Genomic DNA, 21,295 nt, shown 5'->3' on the forward strand with positions numbered 1-21,295 from the left:
GTATTTCTGGTTGCCGGCGGCTCTCACTCCGGGCAACCGGTTGATATGACGTAGATCATACGCTTAGATCTATCAAGCGCTTGATTGGTGGTCTGCCAATCATTTGCTTGGGGTGCGCGAATCGGCCGAGTGGTCGCCAGGCGTGCCACGTCCAGTTGCCCTCCGGAGTCGGCCGTACCGCGGCCCCGGATACCAGGTAGGAGTCCGAAGTGAAGAAGTTGAGAGTCTCGACGCTCGCCCTGATCGGGGCCGGTGCGCTGACCCTGGCCGGCTGTTCGAGCGGCGCCGACGCGGGCTCGAACGGTGAGTTCAATGTCTACGTGGCGGCCGCCATCAGCGGTCCGGACCAGCTGGCGAAGAACGCCAAGACCGCCGCGCTGGGGGTCGAGGCCAGCGCCAAGATCGCCAACGAGTCCGGCGGCATCGGCGGCAGGCAGATCAAGGTGACCGTCCTCGACGACGGCGGCGACCCGACCATCGCGGTCTCCAAGCTGCGGGAGATCGCCTCGGGCAAGACCAAGCCCGACCTCTACATCAACACCGGGTCCTCGACCGTCGGCACCGCGACCGTCCCGATCCTGACGCAGAACCGGATCCTGTCGTTCACCCTCAGCCCCACGGCGTCGGGTTCCGACCCCAAGACCGCGCCGTACAACTTCGACATCTCGCCCAGCGCCGAGGTGTACGCCAAGGGCATCGCCGACTTCGTCGCCGGCAAGCAGTACCAGGACGTCGGGATCATCCACGGCAACAGCACCTACGGCGAGAACTTCGGCAACGCGATGGTCGCGGCGCTCGGCTTCGTCGGCGTCAAGGTCACCGAGAGCAAGGAGTACGACACCGCGGCGCTGGACATGACCGCGCAGCTGCAGTCGCTCAAGAACGCCGGCACCAAGGCCCTGATCGTCGACGCGTACGGCGCGCCCCTCGGCTACCTGATCCAGAGCCTCGAACGGCTCGGCTGGGACGTCCCGCTGATCGGCGACAACTCCGTCGCCGGCACGTCGTCGATCGCGACCCCGCCCCCCGGCGGCTTCCTCGGCGTCCCGCAGGCCAAGGACATGGTCATGCAGATGTTCCACAGCACCGCGTACGACCCGGCGGACGAGCTGGTCAACAACGCGGTCAACACGATGGCGGGCATGGGGACCATCGCCTCGACGCTGATCGTCGCGACCTCCTACGACGCCATCCCTCTGGTGGCCGCCGCCGCCGAGAGCGCGGGCGGCACCGACCTCGAAAAGCTGGTCGACGCCATCGAGGACGTCGAGGTGCAGAAGCAGGCGAAGACCGCGATGATCCCGGTCCCGAACTACAGCGCCGAGAGCCACAGCTCGAACCCCGACGCCTCGACCTTCACCTACATCGCACCCACGCCGCTGCTCAACGGGCAGTTCGCGAACCCGGCCGCCGGCGGGGCCTGACCGCCGATGACACTTCTGTGGTCAGGACTCGCGCTCGGCGCGGTCTATGCGTTGGTGGCCATCGGCTACAACATCGTCTACATCTCCTCGAAGGCCTTCAACTTCGCGCACGCGCAGTTGATGATGCTCGGCACGTTCGTCGCCTACACGGGTCTGGTCACGCTGGACCTGCCGGTGGTGGTCGTGGTGATCATGGCCATGCTCGTGGTCACGGTGGTGGCCGGGCTCGAGGAGGTGTTGGCCATCCGGCCGGTCTCCGATCACCGCACCCTGCTGGTGACGACGCTCGGCGTCTCGATCCTGCTCGACGGGATCACCCAGCTGATCTGGGGCCGGGACCCGCTCTCCGTCCCGTTCGCCGGGGGTAACAACGTCGTCGAGATCCTCGGCGGCCGTACCTATCCCGCGGAGATCGCTCTGCTCGTGGTCGCCGTCGTGCTGGTGGTGGTGCTCAGCCGCTTCACCAAGATGAGCCGTTACGGCCTCGCGCTGATCGGCATCTCCGAGGACGAGGAGGCCGCCAAGCTCAAGGGCATCAACGTGCGCGGCTTCATCTTTGCCGCGTTCCTGCTCTCCGGTGCCATCGCCGGTCTGCTCGGCGTCTTCGTCGGGCCGAAGACCTTCGCGGTCGCGACGCTCGGAACGTCGTTGGCGCTCAAGGGCTTCGTGGCCCTGGCCATCGGCGGCTTCGGCTCGCTCTACGGAGCGCTGATCGGCGGACTGTCGGTCGGCGTCATCGAGGCCGTCGCGACCTATCAGCTCGGCGCGCAGTACAGCAACCTCACGGTCTTCATGGTGCTCATCGTGATCCTGATGATCCGGCCCGCCGGCCTGTTCGGCAAAGTCAAGGAAAGGGTGGTGTGACCATGTCCGCGTGGCTGGCCATTCGGCGAATTCCCAGCTGGGTCTTCCCGCTCGCGATCGGCGTACTGCTGATCTTCCTACCGGCCTTCGGGCTCGGGTACAGCACCACCCGGAACATGCAGCTGGCCTGCATCCTGGCGCTGGTGGTCAGCGGCCTGAACCTCAGCCTCGGCTATGCGGGTGAGCTGGCCCTCGGCCAGGCCGCGATGTACGCGGCGGGTGCCTACACCGCCGGACTGCTCTCCGTGAACGGCCACACCGACCTGATCGTCCAGATCGTCGCGGCCGGCGCGGTCGCGCTGCTCGTCGGCCTGCTCACCGGCATCCCGGGCCTGCGGCTGGGCAGCTGGTCGTTGGCGATGACGTCGTTCTTCCTGGTGCTGCTGATCCCCGACATCCTGTCGATCTTCAGCGAGACCACGGGCGGCAAGAACGGCCTCAGCGGGATGGAGCAGGCCACCCTCTTCGGTTCCGTGATCGACTCCGACAACTTCTACGCGGTCGTGGTCGTGGTGATGATCGCGTGGTTCGCGGTGCTGCGGAACCTGGTCCTCTCGCGGCACGGTGTGGCATTCCGGACGCTCAAGCAGAGTCCGGTTCTCGCTTCGGCGCAGGGCATCTCGGTCTACCGGATGAAGCTGACCGGCTACGCCATCGGTGCCATCCCGGCCGGCCTGGCCGGTGCGCTGTTCGCCAACACCGACCTCTACATCTCGCCGATGTCCTTCGGCTTCACCTTTGCGATGACCGTGCTGGCGGCGAGCATCCTCGGCGGCTCTGCCAGCATCTACGGCGCGCTGGCCGGCGCGCTGATCATGCAGTTCGGCCCCAACCAGTCCACCGAGTTCCAGGACTACGCGCTGATCTTCTACGGCATCTTCCTGATCATCGGCGGGGTACTGCTCAGCGGCGGCCTGGCGAAGTTCGGCAAGCTGGCCATCGAGAAGCTCGACCGTCGCGCGGGGTACGTGCCGGCGACACCGTCGGTCGACCCGGCCGCGGCGGGCGCCGGCGGCGGGCGGATCGACGGTCAGCTGCTGGTGGTCGACGGGCTGGAGAAGGCCTTCGGCGGCAACAAGGCACTGAACGGGGTGAACCTGACGGCCCGCCCCGGCGAGGTGACCGCGCTGATCGGGCCCAACGGATCCGGTAAGACCACGCTGATGAACATGATCGGCGGCTTCTACCGCTCCGACGCCGGCGTCATCCGGCTCGGCGACGGCGAGCCGCAGACCCTGACCTCCGACGCCGTCGCGCGTCGCGGCGTGGCCCGCACCTTCCAGACCCCGAACATCCCCGAGGACATCACCGTCCTCGAGTCCGTGCAGACCGGGCGGTACAGCACCGACCGGGTCTCCATGGTCAGCGCGATCCTGCGACTACCCAAGTACCGCAGGGTCGTTCGCGACGACCGAGCCGAGGCCATGCGAGTGCTCGACCTCGTGGGTCTGGCCGACCAGGCCAACGAGAAGGCGTCGGACCTGCCGCTGGGCAACCGCCGTCTGCTCGAACTCGCCCGCGCGGTGGTGGCGCGGCCCGCGTTGTTGCTGCTCGACGAGATCGCATCGGGACTCGACGAGGACGAGATCCTTCGCCTGGCCGAGCTGGTGCGCCAGATCCGGGCGTCCGGCGGCACGGTCGTGCTGGTCGAGCACAACTTCGACCTCGTGCTCAAGCTCGCGGACGTCATCTACGTGCTGGCCCGGGGCGAGGTCATCGCGCAGGGTCCCCCGGAAGAGATCGAGACCAACCCCCGGGTGCTCACCGAGTACCTCGGGATCAGCGTGGAGGAGGTGTCGTCCTGATGTCGGAACAGGGATTGACGGTCGAGCGGCTGGCCACCGGCTACGGGGACATCCGGGTGGTCACCGACGTGAGCCTGACGGTGCTCCCGGGGAAGATCACCGCGCTGCTGGGCCGCAACGGCGCAGGCAAGACGACCACGTTGCGAGCGATCACGGGGCTGAACAAGGCGAGCGCCGGCACGGTCCGGCTCGAGGGGAAGGACATCACCTCGATGCCCGCGCACAAGCGGGTCGGCGCCGGACTGGCCTACGTGCAGGAGGGCAAGAAGGTCTTCCGGGAGCAGACGGTGGACCAGAACCTCGTACTCGGGGGCTTCTCCCGCGGGCTGGGCCGGCGCAAGCTGGCGGACTCGCTCGACGACGTCTACGACATGTTCCCGATGCTCGCCGAGCGGAAGAACCTGTTGGCAGGTGCCATGTCCGGCGGTCAGCAGCAGATGCTGGCGATCGGGCAGGCGCTGATGTCGCAGCCGAAGGTGCTGCTGCTCGACGAGCCGTCCGGCGGCCTGGCCCCGGTCATCGTCAAGGACGTGTTGCGCCAGGTCGAGGCGCTCAAGGCCCGCGGGCTGGCGGTGCTCCTGGTCGAGCAGGAGGTGGACACCGCGCTGTCGGTGGCCGACCACGTGACGGTGATCGACATGGGCAAGGTCGTGATGGACAAGCCCGTGGCGGCGATCACGAACCGGGACAGCCTGCGCGAGGCCTACCTCGGCCGCGCGGACATGTCGTCGGTGACCTGAGCGACCGGCCCCACCACGCACGCSCCCCCSCCCGGCAGCAGCCGTGCGGGGTCGCGGTGTGTGTGGGTGGGGAGGGGAATTCGGTCAGGCGGGGACGCGCGCGCCGTGGCCGGCCTCGCGCAGCGCGGCCTTGATCTTCGCCTGCGCCTCGTCGAGGGACTCCGGGGACGGCGACGGGTCCGCCCCCGAGATGTTGAAGTCGTGGAGGGTGAACGCGGGGAACACGTGCAGATGCAGGTGCGGCACCTCCATCCCGGCGATCAGCAGGCCGGCGCGCGGTGCGTCGAAGCCGGCGCGCACCGCCTGGCCGATCACCTGCGCGACCCGGGTGCACTTGGCGAGGAGCTCGCCGTCGAGGTCCTGCCACTGGTCGATCTCCGCGCGGGGGACGACGAGCGTGTGCCCCTGGGTGATCGGGTTGATGGTGAGGAACGCGACGACCTCGTCGTCCTCCCAGACGAACCGGCCCGGGAGGTCGCCGGCGATGATCATGCTGAACACGGATGCCATGCCGCGATTATGCCGGGTGAGCCGTTTCGGCGGCGAGATGCACTCTGGCATCGCCGTAGCCGGCGGAGCCCGCGGCTTCGGCGGAGGTGTAGATCAGGTGCAGCACCCCGGTGGTGAACGTCTGGGCGGAGATGAGGCGCAGCGGGATCGGCGCGCCCTTCTCGAACAGCCGCTTACCGCTGCGCAGTGCGATGGGGTGGACGAGCAGATGCAGCTCGTCGATCAGCCCTGCTGCCAGCAACTGCTGGACGATCGACGGGGAACCGCTCATGGCGATATCCGTCGCGCCCGGCTGCTGCTTGAGCTCGGTGACGGCGTCGACGAGATCGCCCACCAGCTGTTCGGAGTTGCGCCAGGTGAATTCGAGATCCCGACGGGAGACGACGATCTTGCGGGCATCACCGAGGGCCTTGGCCATGCCGGCGTCCTCGCCGCCCGCGGCTTCCCGCCCCGGCCAGGCTCCGGCGAAACTGTCGTAGGTCTCGCGGCCGAGCAGCAGGGTGTCGGCCGACGCGAGCTGTGCGCCGACGGCCGCGCCCATCTCGTCGTTGAAGTATGGGAAGTGCCAGTCCTGAGGTTCGCCGACGACGCCGTCGAGCGAAATGAACAGGCCTGCGGTGATTCTGCGCATGGGAGGGCTCCTGGCGGTGTTGTCGGGTACGCGTGGATCAGACGGCGTATTTTGCTGTACCGGTGAGGAATTCGCCGGCGGGTGGGGTGAGGAGCGCGATGTTCGGGTTGTGGCTCAGCTTGGCCAGCTCCACGTGCTGGGCGTCGGGCAGGACCGCGGTGATCGCGCGAGCGGCGGTGCGCAGCAGATCGCCGCTCTTTCCGCCGGAGATGACCAGGGTCGGCACGGTGATGTCGGACCAGTCCGCCGCGCGCAGCGGTTCACCGCGCATGTAGTCGCCCATGACGGCCCAATCATGGGCCGTCGTAGGGGCGGTGGCCTTCAGGCTCTTCCAGAACGGCGTGAACCGCATGACGGCGACGAAGGGGCGGGGCATGCCCATGGCATGGGTCATGTAGAACTTCACGACCTCGCCGCGGCGGTCCTCGGCGATCAGCTTGTGCAGCGTCACATGGAGATTCGCGGCGGGAACGAAGTTCTCGTGGTTGACGACGAATGGCGGCTCGAAGGCGATCACCTTGGTGATGCCGGGCACCCGGCCCGAGGCGGCGGCCAGCAGCGCGAGTCCTGCGCCGGAGGACCAGCCGAACAGTGCGGCGGATCCACCGGTCGCCTCGACCAGTGCGGCGATGTCGTCGATCTCGTTCTCGACGTCGTACACGCCCGGCGAATCGCTGCTGTCGCCCCGGCCACGACGGTCGTAATTGATGACGGTGAGACGGTATTCATCGGCCAGCTTCTGGGCCAGCTCCACCATTTTCGGGAATGTGCGGTAGCTGAATGCACCACCGACGAGAATGACTGTTCCGGCATCGCCACCGACGTAGCGGTCGAAGGCGATGGTGATTCCGGCGGGTGTGGTGATGGATTCCATGGTCTGAGTCCTTTCGTCGAACTCTGCTGTCACCGTGCGGTGGGTTCAGCAATGGAGACGGCGGTCGGCTCCGGTACTCATCGCCACCGCCATGTGACGTAGCTCACATCATGCGTCCGCAGGAAGTTGCCAGGCGCGGTCCAGGGACACCACAGGTTCGGCCGTGAGGGTGGGCCGCATGACGAACTCACTGGTCCGGGGCGAGGCGGCACCGGAACCGCCACCGGACACCCGGACCGTGGCACTCGACGTGGTGGTGCCGGTCTACAACGAGGAACGCGACCTCGAACGCTGCGTGCGCAGGCTGCACGAGCACCTCGGCGCGCACGTCCCCTTCCCCAGCCGGATCACCGTCGCTGACAACGCGAGCACCGACGCGACGCTGGCCATCGCGCACCTGCTGGCGGTCGAGATCGACGCGGTGCGGGTGGTGCACCTCGACGAGAAGGGCCGCGGTCGCGCGTTGCGCACCGTCTGGGGCGCCTCGGACGCCGCCGTCGTCGCCTACATGGACGTGGACCTGTCCACCGACCTCAACGCGCTGCTGCCACTGGTGGCGCCGTTGGTCTCCGGGCACTCCGACCTGGCGATCGGATCCCGGCTGGCGCGGTCGTCGCGGGTGGTCCGCGGGCCCAGGCGGGAGGTGATCTCCCGCTGCTACAACCTGATCCTGCGGGGCGCGCTGCGGGCGAAGTTCTCCGACGCGCAGTGCGGGTTCAAGGCGATCCGCACCGACGTGGCCCGGCAGCTGCTGCCGCTGGTGCAGGACACCGGCTGGTTCTTCGACACCGAACTGCTGGTGCTCGCCGAGCGGGTGGGCCTGCGGATTCACGAGGTGCCGGTGGACTGGGTCGAGGACCCGGACTCCACCGTGGACGTCGTCGCCACCGCGACCGCCGACCTCAAGGGCGTGGTCCGCGTCGGGCGGGCGCTGGCCGCCGGGTCGCTGCCGGTCGCGGCGCTGCGCACCAGCCTGGGCCGCGAGCCGCTGGTGCCGGGGGTGCCGCCCGGGATGGTCGGCCAGCTGGTCCGGTTCGGCGTGATCGGCGTGGTGTCCACGCTGGCGTACGCGCTGCTCTACCTGCTGGCGCACCCGATCGTCGGCCCGCAGGCCGCGAACTTCCTCGCGCTGCTCGTCACCGCCGTGTTCAACACCGCGGCAAACCGGGCCTTCACCTTCGGGATCCGCGGCCGGGAGGGGGTGGCCCGGCACCAGCTGCAGGGCCTGGCGGTGTTCGCGTTCGGCCTGCTGCTCACCAGCGGCTCGCTGCTGGTCCTGCACCGCGCCCTGCCCGACGCCTCCCGGCACCTCGAACTCGCGGTGCTCGTCGTCGCCAATCTCGTTGCCACGCTGACCCGTTTCGTCGCCCTTCGTCGGGTGTTCCGGAGCCACGACCAGGAAGCCGCGCTGTGACCACGACCGAGATCGACCCCGACACCACCGTGCCCGACCGGACCGGCGGGTCGCCCGCTGCCGGAGACCCCACGCCGCGGCGGAGCTGGGAGTCGTGGGCGCTGGCGCTGCTGCTGCTCGGTACCGCCCTCGCCTACCTGTGGGGGCTGGGCGCCTCCGGCTGGGCGAACTCCTTCTACTCCGCCGCGGCGCAGGCCGGGTCGGTGTCCTGGAAGGCGTTCTTCTTCGGCTCGTCCGACGCGGCCAACTCGATCACCGTCGACAAGCCGCCCGCCTCGCTGTGGGTCATGGCGCTCTCGGTGCGGGCGTTCGGGCTCAGCTCGTGGAGCATCCTGGTCCCGCAGGCGCTGATGGGCGTCGCCTCCGTCGCGCTGCTGTGGGCCACCGTGCGGCGGCACTTCGGCGCGGCGGCGGGCCTGCTCGCCGGCCTGGTGCTGGCGCTGACCCCGGTCGCGGTGCTGATGTTCCGGTTCAACAACCCGGACGCCCTGCTGGTGCTGCTGACCCTGGCCGCGGCCTGGGCGCTGCTGCGCGGCGTCGAGGACGGGCGCACCCGCTGGCTGGTGCTCGCCGGCGTGTTCGTCGGCCTCGGGTTCCTGACCAAGCAGCTGCAGGTGATGTTGGTGGTGCCGCCGCTCGCGCTGACCTATCTGCTGTTCGGGCCGCCGCGGCTCCGGCGGCGGATCGCGCAGCTGTTCGCCGCGCTGGCGGCGACGGTGGCCGCCGCCGGCTGGTGGCTGCTGGCCGTGGAGCTGTGGCCGGCCTCGTCGCGCCCGTGGATCGGTGGCTCGCAGAACAATTCGATCCTGGAACTGACCCTGGGCTACAACGGCCTGGGGCGGCTCAACGGCGACGAACGCGGCAGCATCACCGGCGCCGCGGCGGGCCCGCCCGGGGGCGGCGGCGGAATGTGGGGGAGCACCGGCCCGGATGTTCGAACCCGCGCAGGGCGGGCAGATCGCCTGGCTGATCCCGGCGGCCCTTATCCTCGGGGTCCTCGGAATCGTCCTGCGGGGCAAGCTGGCCCGGGTGGACGTGCCACGGGCGGCGCTGGTGCTGTTCGGTTCCTGGCTGCTCACCGCGGGCCTGGTGTTCAGCTTCATGGCCGGGATCTTCCACTCCTACTACACGGTGGCGCTGGCCCCGCAGATCGGCGCGCTCGTCGGCGGCGGCGCGGTGCTCGCGTGGCGCAGCCGCGGCGCCGCCTGGGTGCGCGTGGTCTCGGCGCTGACCATGCTGGCGACGGCGTGGTGGTCGTGGGAGCTGCTGGGGCGCAGCCCGTCGTTCCTGCCGTGGCTGCGCTGGGCGGTGCTGGTGGTCGGCGTGGTCGCGGCGGTCGCGCTGCTGGTGCCCCGGTTGACCGGTCGGCTGGCGGCGGCGTCGGTCCTGGCGGTGGTGGTGGCGGCGCTGGCCGGCCCGACGGCCTACGCGGTCGACACGGTCGGGACCCCGCACGCCGGGGCGTTGAACACCGCGGGACCGGCGGTGGCCGGCGGCATGAGTGGGTTCGGCGGACACGGCGGGCCGGGAGAGTTCCCCGGCGGCATGCCCCCCGGGGGCGGTGCGCGGCCGGGCGAGATGTTCGCGGGCGGGCCTCCCGGGGCGGGCACTCACGGTCGGGGAGGCGGCGGTGCCGGCGGCGCGGCGGGCAACCTGCTGCGGGGCAGCGAGCCGGGACCGGAACTGACCGCGCTGCTCGAGTCCGGCGGGGACGGCTACACCTGGGTGGCGGCGACCGTCGGGTCCAACAGCGCCTCCGGCTACCAGTTGGCGGCGCAGCTGCCGGTGATGCCGATCGGCGGGTTCAACGGCAGCGACCCGTCGCCGACACCCGCCCAGTTCCAGCAGGATGTGGCGGCGGGACGGATCCACTACTTCATCGGCGGTGGCGGCACGACGGGCGGCCGAGGGGAGGGCGCCGGCTCGGCGATCGCCGAGTGGGTGACGCAGAACTTCACGCCCAGCACCGTCGACGGGGTCACGTTGTACGACCTGACCGCGCCCCAGGTGCAGGCAGGGCCGTAGTCTGAGGTCCGTGCGCGTACTCGTTATCGGCTCTGGTGCCCGTGAACATGCCCTGCTCCTCGCCCTCGGTCGCGACCCGTCCGTGACGGCGCTGATCTGTGCGCCCGGCAACGCCGGGACCGCGAAGATCGCGGAGCAGCATCCCGTCGACGTCGCCTCCGGCGAGGCCGTGGTGGCCCTCGCCCGGCAGGTCGACGCCGACCTGGTGGTGATCGGCCCCGAGGTGCCGCTGGTGCTCGGCGTCGCCGACGCCGTGCGGGCGGCCGGCATCGCCTGCTTCGGCCCGTCCGCCGACGCCGCCCGGATCGAGGGCTCCAAGGCCTTCGCCAAGGACGTGATGGCGGCCGCCGGTGTGCGGACCGCGCACAGCGAGATCGTCGACAGCCCGGCGCACCTGGACGAGGCGCTGGACCGCTTCGGCCCCAACTGGGTGGTCAAGGACGACGGACTCGCCGCGGGCAAGGGCGTCGTGGTCACCACCGACCGTGACGCGGCTCGGGCCCACGCCGCCGAGTTGCTCGAGTGCGGTCACCCGGTGCTGCTGGAGTCGTTCCTTGACGGCCCCGAGGTCTCGCTGTTCTGCCTGGTCGACGGCGAGACCGTGGTTCCGCTGCTGCCCGCGCAGGACCACAAGCGCGTCGGCGACGGCGACACGGGCCCGAACACCGGCGGCATGGGTGCCTACACCCCGCTGCCCTGGCTGCCCGACGGCGCCGTGCAGCAGATCGTCGACGAGGTGGTCGCGCCGGTGGCCGCCGAGATGGCCCGTCGCGGTTGCCCGTTCAACGGACTGCTGTACGCCGGCCTCGCGATGGGGGCCCAGGGTCCCGCGGTGGTCGAGTTCAACTGCCGCTTCGGTGACCCCGAGACCCAGGCTGTGCTGGCGCTGCTGGAGTCGCCGCTCGGCGAGGTCCTCAACGCCACCGCCACCGGCACCCTCGCGGAGGCCGCGCCGCTGCGCTGGACCGAGGGCGCCGCCGTCACCGTGGTGCTGGCGGCCGAGAACTACCCCGGCACCCCGCGCACCGGGGACGCGATCTCCGGCGCCGACGCTGCGGGGGTGCTGCACGCGGGCACCGCGCTGCGCGAGGACGGCGCGGTGGTCTCCGCGGGCGGACGGGTGCTCAGCGTGGTCGGCACCGGCGCAGACCTGTCCGCGGCCCGCGCGGACGCGTACGCCCGGCTCGCGGACGTCCGGTTGCCGGGCGGTCACTTCCGCACCGACATCGGACTCGGCGCCGTCGAGGGACGAATCGGCATCTGACGGGGAATCCCACGCCTTCCAACGCCCCCTCCGGCCATCGCCGGAGGGGGCGTTGTCATGTCGGGCAGTCGGTTCCTTTCGGTGCAGACCGCTGCGCCCGTTCGCATTTGGGTCGCCAGACATTACTGGCGCAGGTGACGAACCGGACAGAATTCGACGGATTCAATTCAGATTAATCATTCAATGGAATTACTCGCCGGTATTCGGCCGCGACGTCGGGTCACGACGGTATAACGAGCGCGTCAGCACGGCCGTGAACAGAGAGGTTCCGTTGAACGAATACCGGCAGTCACGAGTCAGGTCAGCATCGATCAATCCCCCGCTCTCCCGTCGAAGGTTTATGGCGGCAACCGGTTTGGCGGCCGGTGCCATCGCCCTGTCGTCGGCCGGCGKCGCGGCGGCGGCGTCGCCGCGACGCGCCATCAACACCGGTGACCGGGTTCCCGCCCTGATCATCGGCAGTGGTTACGGTGGCGCCGTGACCGCGCTGCGGCTGGCGCAGGCGGGCGTCGACGCACACATTGTGGAGATGGGCAAGGACTGGACCACGCCCGGGCCCGACGGCAGGATCTTCACCAACACCGTCTCGCCGGACAAGCGCGGATTCTGGCTGAGAAACCGTACGGCGCAGCCGGTCTCACACTTCATGGGTGTCTCGATCGACAAGGACATCGAGAAGTACGTCGGCATCCTCGACTGCGAGAACATGGGCGGGATCAACGTCTACCAGGGGCGCGGCGTCGGCGGAGGCTCGCTGGTCAACGGCGGCATGGCCGTCACGCCCAGGCGCGGCTACTTCGAGGAAATCCTGCCCTCGATCGACTCCAACGAGATGTACGGGACGTTCTTCCCCAGGGCGAACGCCGGCCTCGGCGTCAACAACATCGACACGTCCTGGTTCGAGTCCACCGAGTGGTACAAGTTCGCACGCACCGGACGCAAGACGGCGGAACGCTCGGGCTTCAAGACCGTGTTCGTCCCCAACGTGTACGACATGAATTACATGAAGCAGGAGGCCGCGGGGCAGGTCACCAAGTCCTCCCTCGACGGCGAGGTCATCTTCGGCAACCACGCGGGTAAGAAGTCGCTGCCCAAGACCTACCTCGCGGAGGCCGCTGCCACCGGCAAGGTCACCATCACCACGCTGCACCGGGTCACCAAGGTGGCACCCAGCGGACCCGGCTACGCCGTCGAGATGGAGCAGATCGACGAGCAGGGCAACGTGATCGCGACCAAGACCGTCACCGCGGACAAGGTGTTCTTCGCGGCGGGCAGCGTCGGCACCAGCAAGCTGCTCGTGGCGATGAAGGCGCAGGGCCACCTGCCGAACCTGTCCGGCGAGGTCGGCCAGGGCTGGGGCAACAACGGCAACGTCATGGTCGGCCGGGCCAACCACCTGTGGGACGCAACGGGCACCAAGCAGGCATCGATCCCCACCATGGGCATCGACAACTGGGACGACGCCGGGGGACCGGCGTTCGCGGAGATCGCTCCCTTCCCCGCGGGCGCCGACCTGTTCATCAGCCTGTACCTGTCGATCACCAAGAACCCGGAACGCGCGCAGTTCCAGTACAACGCGTCGACCGGCAAGGTCGGGCTGTCCTGGCAGACCTCGCAGAACCAGCCCGCCATCAACATGGCGAAGCGGATCTTCGACAAGATCAACCAGAAGGAAGGCACGATCTACCGCACCGACATGTTCGGCGGGTACAAGACGTGGGGCGACAACCTCACGTACCACCCCCTCGGCGGCGCCATCCTGAACAAGGCCACCGACAACCACGGCCGACTGCACGGGCACCCCGGCCTGTACGTGATGGACGGCGCGCTGGTGCCGGGCAACCTGGGCGTGAACCCGTTCGTCACCATCACCGCCCTGGCCGAGCGCAACATCGCGAACATCGTCGCGAACGACCTGCACTAGACCTTCGACCGAGCGGGGGTTCGCGGCACGCATTCGAGCCGTGAACTCCCGCTCAGCCGGGAGCGATAGCCTGGACAGGTGCGAGCAGAGTCCCAGCGATCCCAGATCCCCGCCTTCCATGTCATGGACGTCTGGAAGGCCGCGACCGAGCGGGCCCGGACCCACGGCGACGTCCTGACGCTGGCGGCCGGGCAGCCGTCGACACCGGCGCCGGCGCCGGTACTGCGGGCCACCCGGGAGGCCATCGACACGCAGTTGCTGGGCTACACAGAGACTTTCGGGATCCTGTCGCTACGCGAGGCGATCGCCGGGTACCACTCGGCACGCTCCGGCATCGCCGTCGACCCCGACGACGTGGTGGTGACCACCGGCTCGTCCGGGGCGTTCACGCTGCTGTTCCTGGCCGCGTTCGACCCCGGCGACACCGTGGTGGTGGCCCGGCCCGGTTACCCCGCCTACCGCAACACCCTCACCGCCCTCGGCTGCCGAGTGGTCGAACTCGACTGTGGGCCGGACACCCGGTACCAGCCGACCGTGGCGATGCTCGAGGCGCTCGACGAGCCGCCGGCCGGGCTGGTGGTGGCGAGCCCCGCCAACCCCACCGGCACCGTCATCGACCCCGCGGAGCTCGCGGCGCTGGCCCGCTGGTGCGAGGCGCACGACACCCTGCTGATCTCCGACGAGATCTACCACGGCATCGAGTTCGGCTCCGGCCAGTCGGCGACCGCGTGTGCCTGGGAGACCTCGACCGAGGCCGTGGTGGTCGGCTCGGTGTCCAAGTACTTCTCGATGACCGGCTGGCGGATGGGCTGGATGCTGGTGCCGGCCGCGCTGCGACGCCCGCTGCAGCGGCTGGCGTCGAACATGACGGTGTGCCCGCCCGCGATCTCCCAGTACGCGGCGGTCGCGGCGTTCACCGACGAGTCCGTCGCCGAACTCGACGGCCACGTGCGCCGGTACGCGGTCAACCGGGACGTACTGCTGGCCGGCCTGCCGCGGCTCGGCATCACCGACCTGGCGCCGGCCGACGGCGCCTTCTACGTCTACGCGGACATCGGCCATCTCACCGGCGACTCCACGGCGTGGTGCGCGGACCTGCTCCGGGAGACCGGGGTGGCGGTGGCGCCGGGCATCGACTTCGACACCGTCCACGGCGACCGGACCATGCGGCTCTCGTTCGCGGGGGCGACGGCGGACGTCGAGGAAGCACTGGCGAGGATGGCCCGAAGTGCGCTGCTGGGTGGGTAGTTCGCGGTTCTGCGGTCCCAACGAGGGGACCGCTGGCAGGATGGCACGGTGACTGCAGCGGTGACGCCGAAGGGCGAGCGACGAAAGGTCGCGCTGGTCGAGGCCGCCGCGGACCTGTTGCTGGAGGGTGGCCTCGACGCCGTCCGGCACCGTGCGGTGGCCTCGCGCGCGGAGCTTCCGCTCGCCTCGACCACCTACTACTTCGAGTCCCTCGACGACCTGGTCGCCGCGGCCGTCGAGGCCTGCGGGAACCGGGAACTGGACATGATGCGGGCCCGGGTCGCGGAGGTGTCGCAGCGCAACCGGGGCGTCGAGGCCACCGTCGAGCTGCTCGTGGACATGTTGATCGGCGTCTTCGAATCCGCCGACGGTCGCCGCGAACAGCTCGTCAGCCGGTGCGAGCGGTTCGTCGCGTTCGCGCGGCACCCGGAACTGCGCGAGACCCAGCTGCGGCTGCGGTCGCAGCTCGAGGACCTGATCGTGGAGGTGCTGCGGAGGTCCGGCCGGGTGATCGGACCGGAGGGCCTGCGGCGGCTGGTGTGCGTGGTCGACGGCGCGGCGGTGGGGGCGCTGAGCGCGGCGGATCCGGACCCGATGGGCTTCGCCAGGGAGATGCTGGTGCAGGTCATCGACATCCTGGCGCCGATCGCCCCGAGGTAGCCGTAAACTGGCACCTCGTGACCCGCATCCCCAATGTCCTCGCCACCCGCTACGCCAGCCCCGACCTGACCGAACTGTGGTCGCCGGAGCACAAGATCGTGCTGGAACGTCAGCTGTGGCTGGCGGTCCTGCGGGCGCAGGCCGAGCTCGGCATCGACGTCCCCGCGGCCGCGCTCGACGACTACGAGCGGGTCCTCGACCAGGTGGACCTGGCCTCGATCGCCGACCGCGAGCGGGTGACCCGGCACGACGTCAAGGCCCGTATCGAGGAGTTCAACGACCTCGCCGGGCACGAGCACGTGCACAAGGGCCTGACCAGCCGCGACCTCACCGAGAACGTCGAGCAGCTGCAGGTCCTGCGGTCGCTCGAGTACATCCACGGGCACGGCGTCGCGGTCGCGGCCCGGCTCGCCGCGCGGGCCGCCGAGTACTCGTCGCTGGTGATGGCCGGCCGCAGCCACAACGTCGCCGCGCAGGCCACCACCCTCGGCAAGCGGTTCGCGTCCGCCGCCGACGAGCTGCTGGTCGCCCTGACCCGGCTGCGTGAGCTGATCGACCGCTACCCGCTGCGCGGCATCAAGGGCCCGATGGGCACCGCGCAGGACATGCTGGACCTGCTCGACGGCGACACCGAGAAGCTCGAGTTCCTCGAGGCCAAGGTCGCCGAGCACCTCGGCTTCGCGCACGTGCTGACCAGCGTCGGCCAGGTGTACCCGCGCTCGCTCGACCACGACGTGCTCTCCGCGCTGGTGCAGCTGGGCGCGGGCCCGTCGTCGTTCGCGCACACCATCCGCCTGATGGCCGGCCACGAGCTGGTCACCGAGGGCTTCCAGCCCGGCCAGGTCGGCAGCTCGGCGATGCCGCACAAGATGAACACCCGTTCCTGCGAGCGTGTCAACGGCCTGCAGGTGATCCTGCGCGGCTACGCCTCGATGGCGGCCGAGCTGGCCGGCGCCCAGTGGAACGAGGGCGACGTGTTCTGCTCGGTGGTGCGCCGCGTCGCGCTGCCGGACGCGTTCTTCGCGATCGACGGACAGATCGAGACCTTCCTGACCGTGCTCGACGAGTTCGGGGCCTACCCGGCCGTCATCGAGAAGGAACTGACCCGCTACCTGCCGTTCCTGGCCACCACCAAGGTGCTGATGGCGGCGGTGCGCGCCGGCGTCGGACGCGAGACCGCGCACGAGGCCATCAAGGAGCACGCGGTGGCCGTCGCGCTGGCGATGCGCGAGGAGGGCAAGGAGCCGGACCTGCTGGACCGGTTGGCCGCCGACGACCGGCTGCCTCTGGACCGGGCCGGCCTCGACGCCGCGCTCGCCGACAAGTCGGTCTTCGTCGGTGCCGCCGAGGCGCAGGTGGCCTCGGTGGTCCGCCGGGTCGAGCTGCTCGTCGAGCAGTACCCGGACGCGGCGGCGTACACCCCGTCCCCGATCCTCTAGCGGCTCCGCCGCCTGTGCGCCGTTTCTGTAGCGGGAGCTACCGAAACGGCGCACAGGCGCGTCAGCGCAGTTTGTCGAGGATGCGGCGCAGCTCGGTGCGGTCGTGCTCGTCGAGCGGCGCGAAGAAGTCCTCCGCGTCGGCGGCCCGCGCGGTCTCCAGTTCGCCGATGACGCGGCGGCCCGCGGCGGTCAGCCGGACGCAGGTCGCGCGCCGGTCGGCCGCGTCGGGCACCCGTTCGGCGAGGCCGCGTTGCTCCAGCCGGTCGACCACCTCGGTCGCCGACCGCGGCGCGATGCGCAGCGCCTTTGCGACGTCACCCAGCCGCGGGACCTCCGGTTCGTCCCGGCCGATCACCCACAGCGCGCGGTACTCGTGCGGGGACAGCTGCCACGGCTCGAGCGCGACGAACCAGCGCCGGCGCAGGGCGCGGGCGGTCGACATCACGAGATCGCGGAGCGGGTCGGGCGGGCCCTCGGTCATGTGACGGAGCGTACCCGGGCATTGACATTCACCTCATTGTGAGGGAACCTCAGTATGTCTTACCCCGACATACGAGAGGGGTGGTTGCATGACAAGCCCCCATTTCGGCGGACCCGGTCCCGGCCGCGGCCCCCGCGGCGCGAAGGTCGACCCGGCGGACCGCGCCCAACTTTCCGAACAACCCGTCAGCCTGCGCCGGATCGGCGCGCTGTTCGCGCCCTACCGCTGGCAGATCGCCGTGGTCACGGCGCTGATCGTCGCCTCGTCGGTGATCACCCTGGCCAATCCGTTCCTGGTCCGCGAGGTGATCGACCGCGCCATCCCCGACCAGGACGTCCCGTTGCTGGTGTGGGCGGTGCTCGGCATGCTCGCCGTGACCGTCGCCAGCTCCGTCATCGCGGTGGTGCAGACCTGGATCTCCACCACGGTCGGGCAGCGCATCATGCACGGCCTGCGTACCGACGTCTTCGCGCACCTGCACCGGCAGTCGCTGGGCTTCTTCACGCGCACCCGGGGCGGCGAGATCCAGTCCCGGCTGACCAACGACATCGGCGGCATGCAGACAGTCGTCACGTCGACCGCCACCTCGATCGCGTCCAACCTCACCACCGTGGTGGGGACCGCGGTCGCGATGGCGGTGCTGAGCTGGCGACTGTCCCTGCTCTCGCTGATCGTCCTGCCGCCGGCGATCTGGCTGACCCGCAAGGTTGCCCGGATGCGCCGCGAGATCACCAGCCTCCGCCAGCGCACCCTCGCCGACATGCAGACCCAGATCGAGGAGTCGCTGTCCATCAGCGGCATTCAGCTGGGCAAGACGCTCGGTGCGGGACCGGCCATGTCGCAACGCTTTTCGGACACGTCGGAGGTCCTGACGGATCTCGAGGTCCGATCGGACCTGTCCGGCCGGTGGCGGATGGCCACCATGAGCATCGTCTTCGCGGCGATCCCGGCCCTGCTCTACCTGGCTGCCGGCCTGCCCGCGACCTCCGGCGGCATGACCATCGGCACCCTGGTCGCGTTCACCGGACTGCAGGGCGCGCTGTTCCGGCCGCTGATGCAGCTGCTGGACGTCGGTGTGTCCGTGACGAGTTCACTGGCGCTGTTCAGCCGAATCTTCGAGTACCTGGACCTGCCGGTGGACATCGACGACCCCGAGCGGCCCGTGGCGATGGACCATGCGCTCGGTGCTGTCGCCTTCGAGGACGTCACCTTCCGGTACGAGGGTGCCGACCGGGACGCGCTCGCCGCGGTGTCGATAGACGTGCCCGCCGGATCCTCGTTGGCACTCGTCGGCGAGACCGGTTCGGGCAAGACCACTCTCGCCTCGCTGGTGGCGCGACTGCACGACCCGACGTCCGGTCGGGTCACCATCGACGGGGTCGACCTGCGCGACATCTCGCTCGCGGAGCTGTCCGAGCTGGTCGGTGTGGTCTCGCAGGAGACCTACCTGCTGCACGCGACGATCCGGGAGAACCTGCGGCACGCCCGCCCCGCGGCGAGCGACGCCGACATCGAGGCCGCGGCGCGGGCGGCGCAGGTGCACGAGCTGATCGAGTCGCTCCCCGAGGGCTACGACACCATGGTCGGTGCCCGCGGTCACCGGTTCTCCGGCGGCGAGAAGCAGCGGATCGCGATCGCCCGAACCCTGTTGCGCAACCCGAGAATTCTCGTGCTCGACGAGGCCACCAGCGCACTCGACAACGAGACCGAGCGGGCCGTGCAGGACGCGCTCGACCAGGTCAGCCGGGGCCGCACCACCATCACCGTCGCGCACCGGCTCTCCACCATCCGCGACGCCGACCAGATCGTGGTCCTCGACCACGGCCACGCCGCCGAGCGCGGCACCCACGGGGAACTGCGCGCGCTCGGCGTCCGCTACGCGCGGCTGCTGGCGAAGGCGGGCACCGCCGCGCCCGACGCGCTGGTCCTCGCCGGCTGAGCGCGCCCGCGTCAGCGCTCGGCGGCGGACACCCCGGCCCGGCGGCCGAAGAAGGTGCCGTCGCCGAGCGACGTGCCGCTGATGTAGCCCCACGAGTGCAGGCCCGAGGTGGCCCGTCCCGCCGCGAACAGTCCGTCGATCGGGTTGCCGTCGAGGTCGAGGACCTGCCCGTCGACGGTGGTGCACAGGCCGCCGATGGTGAACACCTCCGCGCCGCCGCGGCCCGCCTCGCCGTACTCCGGCGGGGCGATGCCGCGCTGGACATCGATCGCGGCGAACGGTGACGTCAGCGGTCGCAGCCACGTCGCGGACTTGTGGAAGTACGGGTCCTCGCCCTCGGCGGCGTGCCGGTTGTACTCGCCGACGGTGGTGACCAGCGCGCCGGGCGGCATGCCGATCTGCTGTTCGAGTTCCTCGAGCGTCTCCGCCACGAAATGCGGCTGCACGCCCCAGCGTTCGTCGACCGGGACCTCCTCGTAGGCCTGCTCGTCGAGGATCACCCACACCTTCAGTCCGTGCTTGTACAGGGCTGCCTGCCCGACCAGGCCGGGGTAGACGTCCTCGTTGATGAAGCGCTGGCCGACGCTGTTGACGATCATGCCGCGCACCATCATCCCCGGGACCAGCGAGATGCCGACCTGCCCGGCGGACATGTGCTTGACGGCGGCGCCGACGGCCTGGGCGATCACGATGCCGCGGCCGTCGTCCCCACCGTCGCTGTTGACGCCGAGGCCCACCAGCTGCGGGGCGTGCTGCGCGACCATCTCCGCGTTGTCGGCGAACCCGCCGGTGGTGAGCACCACGCCGCGGCGCGCCCGGTAGGTGTACGTCTTGCCGTACTGGCGGGCGACGACGCCCACCACCGCGCCGGCCTCCACGATCAGCCGGGTCGCGTAGGTGTCGGTGTGCACCGCGACGTCGGTGGCCGCGACCGCCTCGGACAGCTTCTGCATCAGCACCTTGCCGCCGAACCCGTCCGAGGTGACGCGGTGCCCGCGGGGCGCCGGCTTCGCGAGTTCCGTGAAGGGGTAGGAGTTCTCGCCCATCCACATCAGTCCGTCGTCGGTCGGCGGCACCCAGGTGGGGGAGTTCCACAGCGAGGGCTTGAACGGCACCCCGTGATCGACCAGCCACTGGTAGTGCGCGACACTCTCGCGGCTGTAGAGGCCGACCTTCTCCTTGTCGGCGTCGGGGCCGAGGGCGGCCAGCAGGAACGCCTCCATGTCCGCCGCGGTGTCCTCGAATCCGCAGGCCCGCTGGATCTCGGTGCCGCCGCCCAGGTACATCTCGCCGCCGGACAGCGCCGACGACCCGCCGCCTCCGCTCGCCTTCTCCAGGACGATGACCTCGGCGCCCGCGGCCGTTGCCTCCAGGGTCGCGGCCGCGCCGGCACAGCCGTAACCGACGACGAGGACGTCGGTCTCGTGGTCGAAGTGTTCGACGTCGCCCGCATCGAGGGGCGCCACCGGACTGTGTGCACTCATTCGCAACTCCCATCCACTGTCGGTGGGCACACTGTAGGACCGCCCCGCCGCCGCTGGTAAGGGCAATGTCCGTCCACCGGGAAGGCCTGTGGGCCTATCATCAATCCCCATGAGCCACTGCATCTTCTGTGCCATCATCGCGCGCGAGGCGGAGGCGAGCCTCGTACACGAGGACGAGCACACCGTGGCGTTCATGGACATCCGCCCGTTCACACCGGGGCACCTGCTGGTGGTCCCGAAGCGGCACGCCTCGGGGCTGGCACAGCTCGATCCCGAGGACGGCGGTCGGATCTTCGCGGTCGGTCAGAAGCTGGCGGCCGCGTTGCGGGACAACAGCGCAGACGGGGCGGGCCTGCCCGCCGACGGTCCGCGCGCCGACGGGGTGAACCTCTACCTCGCGGACGGCGCCGTCGCCGGCCAGGAGGTCTTCCACGTGCACCTGCACGTCGTCCCGCGCACCCCCGGCGACGGTTTCGGTCTCCGCGGCCGTCCCGTCTCCGCGCGTCGGCCCGACCTCGACTACCTGGCCGGTGCGCTCCGCCGTCGGCTCGGCTCGGTCTAGGCGACCG

At 70.1% G+C, this 21,295-nt stretch carries 17 protein-coding genes and 1 pseudogene; 13 read left to right on the top strand and 5 right to left on the bottom strand.

Annotated elements, in window-relative coordinates; genetic code table 11:
• Positions 1 to 209: 209 nt before the first annotated feature.
• From AC1DWC_RS08695 to AC1DWC_RS08710, 4 genes are read left to right on the top strand one after another with little or no spacing between them, the layout of a single operon-like run.
• Entirely contained in the window at positions 210 to 1,424 is a 1,215-nt protein-coding gene (locus AC1DWC_RS08695) for an ABC transporter substrate-binding protein (protein WP_477907222.1), read from the top strand.
• A 6-nt stretch (positions 1,425 to 1,430) separates the two neighbouring features.
• Complete coding sequence (locus tag AC1DWC_RS08700; RefSeq protein ID WP_477837292.1) at positions 1,431 to 2,288, top strand: branched-chain amino acid ABC transporter permease; 858 nt, start codon at positions 1,431 to 1,433, stop codon at positions 2,286 to 2,288.
• A gap of 2 nt (positions 2,289 to 2,290) precedes the next feature.
• Positions 2,291 to 4,093 (top strand): branched-chain amino acid ABC transporter ATP-binding protein/permease, encoded by a 1,803-nt coding sequence (locus tag AC1DWC_RS08705; protein WP_477907589.1) that lies wholly within the window; start codon positions 2,291 to 2,293, stop codon positions 4,091 to 4,093.
• A complete protein-coding gene (locus AC1DWC_RS08710; RefSeq protein WP_477837291.1) occupies positions 4,093 to 4,833 on the top strand; it encodes an ABC transporter ATP-binding protein in 741 nt (246 codons plus the stop codon). Before AC1DWC_RS08705 ends, AC1DWC_RS08710 begins: the two co-directional genes overlap by 1 nt.
• A gap of 84 nt (positions 4,834 to 4,917) precedes the next feature.
• Here the strand turns inward: AC1DWC_RS08710 and AC1DWC_RS08715 are convergent, their stop codons facing one another.
• From AC1DWC_RS08715 to AC1DWC_RS08725, 3 genes are read right to left on the bottom strand one after another with little or no spacing between them, the layout of a single operon-like run.
• Positions 4,918 to 5,343 carry an HIT family protein gene (locus AC1DWC_RS08715; RefSeq protein ID WP_477907224.1) on the bottom strand — a complete coding sequence of 142 codons (426 nt, stop codon included), beginning with the start codon at positions 5,341 to 5,343 and terminating at the stop codon, positions 4,918 to 4,920.
• Between the two features lie 7 nt (positions 5,344 to 5,350).
• A complete protein-coding gene (locus AC1DWC_RS08720; RefSeq protein ID WP_477907226.1) occupies positions 5,351 to 5,974 on the bottom strand; it encodes a dihydrofolate reductase family protein in 624 nt (207 codons plus the stop codon).
• Between the two features lie 37 nt (positions 5,975 to 6,011).
• Positions 6,012 to 6,848, bottom strand: a complete 837-nt coding sequence (locus AC1DWC_RS08725; protein ID WP_477907228.1) for an alpha/beta fold hydrolase — start codon at positions 6,846 to 6,848, stop codon at positions 6,012 to 6,014.
• Between the two features lie 178 nt (positions 6,849 to 7,026).
• On the opposite strand from AC1DWC_RS08725, the gene AC1DWC_RS08730 reads away from it, so the two are divergent.
• The 7 genes and pseudogenes from AC1DWC_RS08730 to purB all read left to right on the top strand — a co-directional run bounded on the left by AC1DWC_RS08730 (position 7,027) and on the right by purB (position 16,822).
• Entirely contained in the window at positions 7,027 to 8,262 is a 1,236-nt protein-coding gene (locus AC1DWC_RS08730; RefSeq protein WP_477907229.1) for a bifunctional glycosyltransferase family 2/GtrA family protein, read from the top strand.
• 29 nt (positions 8,263 to 8,291) lie between these two features.
• Positions 8,292 to 10,287: pseudogene (locus AC1DWC_RS08735) on the top strand (glycosyltransferase family 39 protein).
• A 10-nt stretch (positions 10,288 to 10,297) separates the two neighbouring features.
• Positions 10,298 to 11,551, top strand: a complete 1,254-nt coding sequence (purD, locus tag AC1DWC_RS08740; protein WP_477907231.1) for a phosphoribosylamine--glycine ligase — start codon at positions 10,298 to 10,300, stop codon at positions 11,549 to 11,551.
• A gap of 340 nt (positions 11,552 to 11,891) precedes the next feature.
• Positions 11,892 to 13,475 carry a GMC oxidoreductase gene (locus AC1DWC_RS08745; protein WP_477907233.1) on the top strand — a complete coding sequence of 528 codons (1,584 nt, stop codon included), beginning with the start codon at positions 11,892 to 11,894 and terminating at the stop codon, positions 13,473 to 13,475.
• 78 nt (positions 13,476 to 13,553) lie between these two features.
• Positions 13,554 to 14,723, top strand: coding sequence for a pyridoxal phosphate-dependent aminotransferase (locus AC1DWC_RS08750; protein WP_477907236.1), 1,170 nt, complete (start codon positions 13,554 to 13,556; stop codon positions 14,721 to 14,723).
• 48 nt (positions 14,724 to 14,771) lie between these two features.
• A complete protein-coding gene (locus tag AC1DWC_RS08755; RefSeq protein ID WP_477907238.1) occupies positions 14,772 to 15,383 on the top strand; it encodes a TetR/AcrR family transcriptional regulator in 612 nt (203 codons plus the stop codon).
• A gap of 17 nt (positions 15,384 to 15,400) precedes the next feature.
• Positions 15,401 to 16,822, top strand: a complete 1,422-nt coding sequence (purB, locus tag AC1DWC_RS08760) for an adenylosuccinate lyase (protein WP_477907240.1) — start codon at positions 15,401 to 15,403, stop codon at positions 16,820 to 16,822.
• A 61-nt stretch (positions 16,823 to 16,883) separates the two neighbouring features.
• On the opposite strand, the gene AC1DWC_RS08765 is transcribed toward purB, so the two are convergent.
• Positions 16,884 to 17,303: a MarR family winged helix-turn-helix transcriptional regulator gene (locus AC1DWC_RS08765; RefSeq protein ID WP_477907242.1), complete on the bottom strand. Its 420-nt coding sequence runs from the start codon at positions 17,301 to 17,303 to the stop codon at positions 16,884 to 16,886.
• Between the two features lie 88 nt (positions 17,304 to 17,391).
• Here AC1DWC_RS08765 and AC1DWC_RS08770 point away from each other — a divergent pair, with 88 nt between their 5' ends.
• Positions 17,392 to 19,242 (top strand): ABC transporter ATP-binding protein, encoded by a 1,851-nt coding sequence (locus AC1DWC_RS08770; protein ID WP_477907244.1) that lies wholly within the window; start codon positions 17,392 to 17,394, stop codon positions 19,240 to 19,242.
• Between the two features lie 11 nt (positions 19,243 to 19,253).
• Here the strand turns inward: AC1DWC_RS08770 and AC1DWC_RS08775 are convergent, their stop codons facing one another.
• Positions 19,254 to 20,726 carry an FAD-dependent oxidoreductase gene (locus tag AC1DWC_RS08775; RefSeq protein ID WP_477907246.1) on the bottom strand — a complete coding sequence of 491 codons (1,473 nt, stop codon included), beginning with the start codon at positions 20,724 to 20,726 and terminating at the stop codon, positions 19,254 to 19,256.
• 109 nt (positions 20,727 to 20,835) lie between these two features.
• Between AC1DWC_RS08775 and AC1DWC_RS08780 the strand changes: the two genes are divergently transcribed.
• On the top strand, positions 20,836 to 21,288 hold the full coding sequence (locus tag AC1DWC_RS08780; protein WP_477907248.1) for an HIT family protein: 453 nt from the start codon (positions 20,836 to 20,838) through the stop codon (positions 21,286 to 21,288).
• Positions 21,289 to 21,295: the final 7 nt, after the last annotated feature.

This window comes from Rhodococcus sp. P4_C10, assembly GCF_056402135.1.

Bases quoted from the DNA above. Each gene is read 5' to 3' on its own strand.
- AC1DWC_RS08705 (WP_477907589.1), top strand. From the start codon at position 2,291: ATGTCCGCGTGGCTGGCCATTCGGCGAATTCCCAGCTGGGTCTTCCCG.
- AC1DWC_RS08730 (WP_477907229.1), top strand. From the start codon at position 7,027: ATGACGAACTCACTGGTCCGGGGCGAGGCGGCACCGGAACCGCCACCG.
- AC1DWC_RS08765 (WP_477907242.1), bottom strand. From the start codon at position 17,303: ATGACCGAGGGCCCGCCCGACCCGCTCCGCGATCTCGTGATGTCGACC.
- AC1DWC_RS08780 (WP_477907248.1), top strand. From the start codon at position 20,836: ATGAGCCACTGCATCTTCTGTGCCATCATCGCGCGCGAGGCGGAGGCG.
- AC1DWC_RS08700 (WP_477837292.1), top strand. From the start codon at position 1,431: ATGACACTTCTGTGGTCAGGACTCGCGCTCGGCGCGGTCTATGCGTTG.
- AC1DWC_RS08725 (WP_477907228.1), bottom strand. From the start codon at position 6,848: ATGGAATCCATCACCACACCCGCCGGAATCACCATCGCCTTCGACCGC.
- AC1DWC_RS08715 (WP_477907224.1), bottom strand. From the start codon at position 5,343: ATGGCATCCGTGTTCAGCATGATCATCGCCGGCGACCTCCCGGGCCGG.
- AC1DWC_RS08720 (WP_477907226.1), bottom strand. From the start codon at position 5,974: ATGCGCAGAATCACCGCAGGCCTGTTCATTTCGCTCGACGGCGTCGTC.
- AC1DWC_RS08770 (WP_477907244.1), top strand. From the start codon at position 17,392: ATGACAAGCCCCCATTTCGGCGGACCCGGTCCCGGCCGCGGCCCCCGC.
- AC1DWC_RS08775 (WP_477907246.1), bottom strand. From the start codon at position 20,726: ATGAGTGCACACAGTCCGGTGGCGCCCCTCGATGCGGGCGACGTCGAA.
- AC1DWC_RS08710 (WP_477837291.1), top strand. From the start codon at position 4,093: ATGTCGGAACAGGGATTGACGGTCGAGCGGCTGGCCACCGGCTACGGG.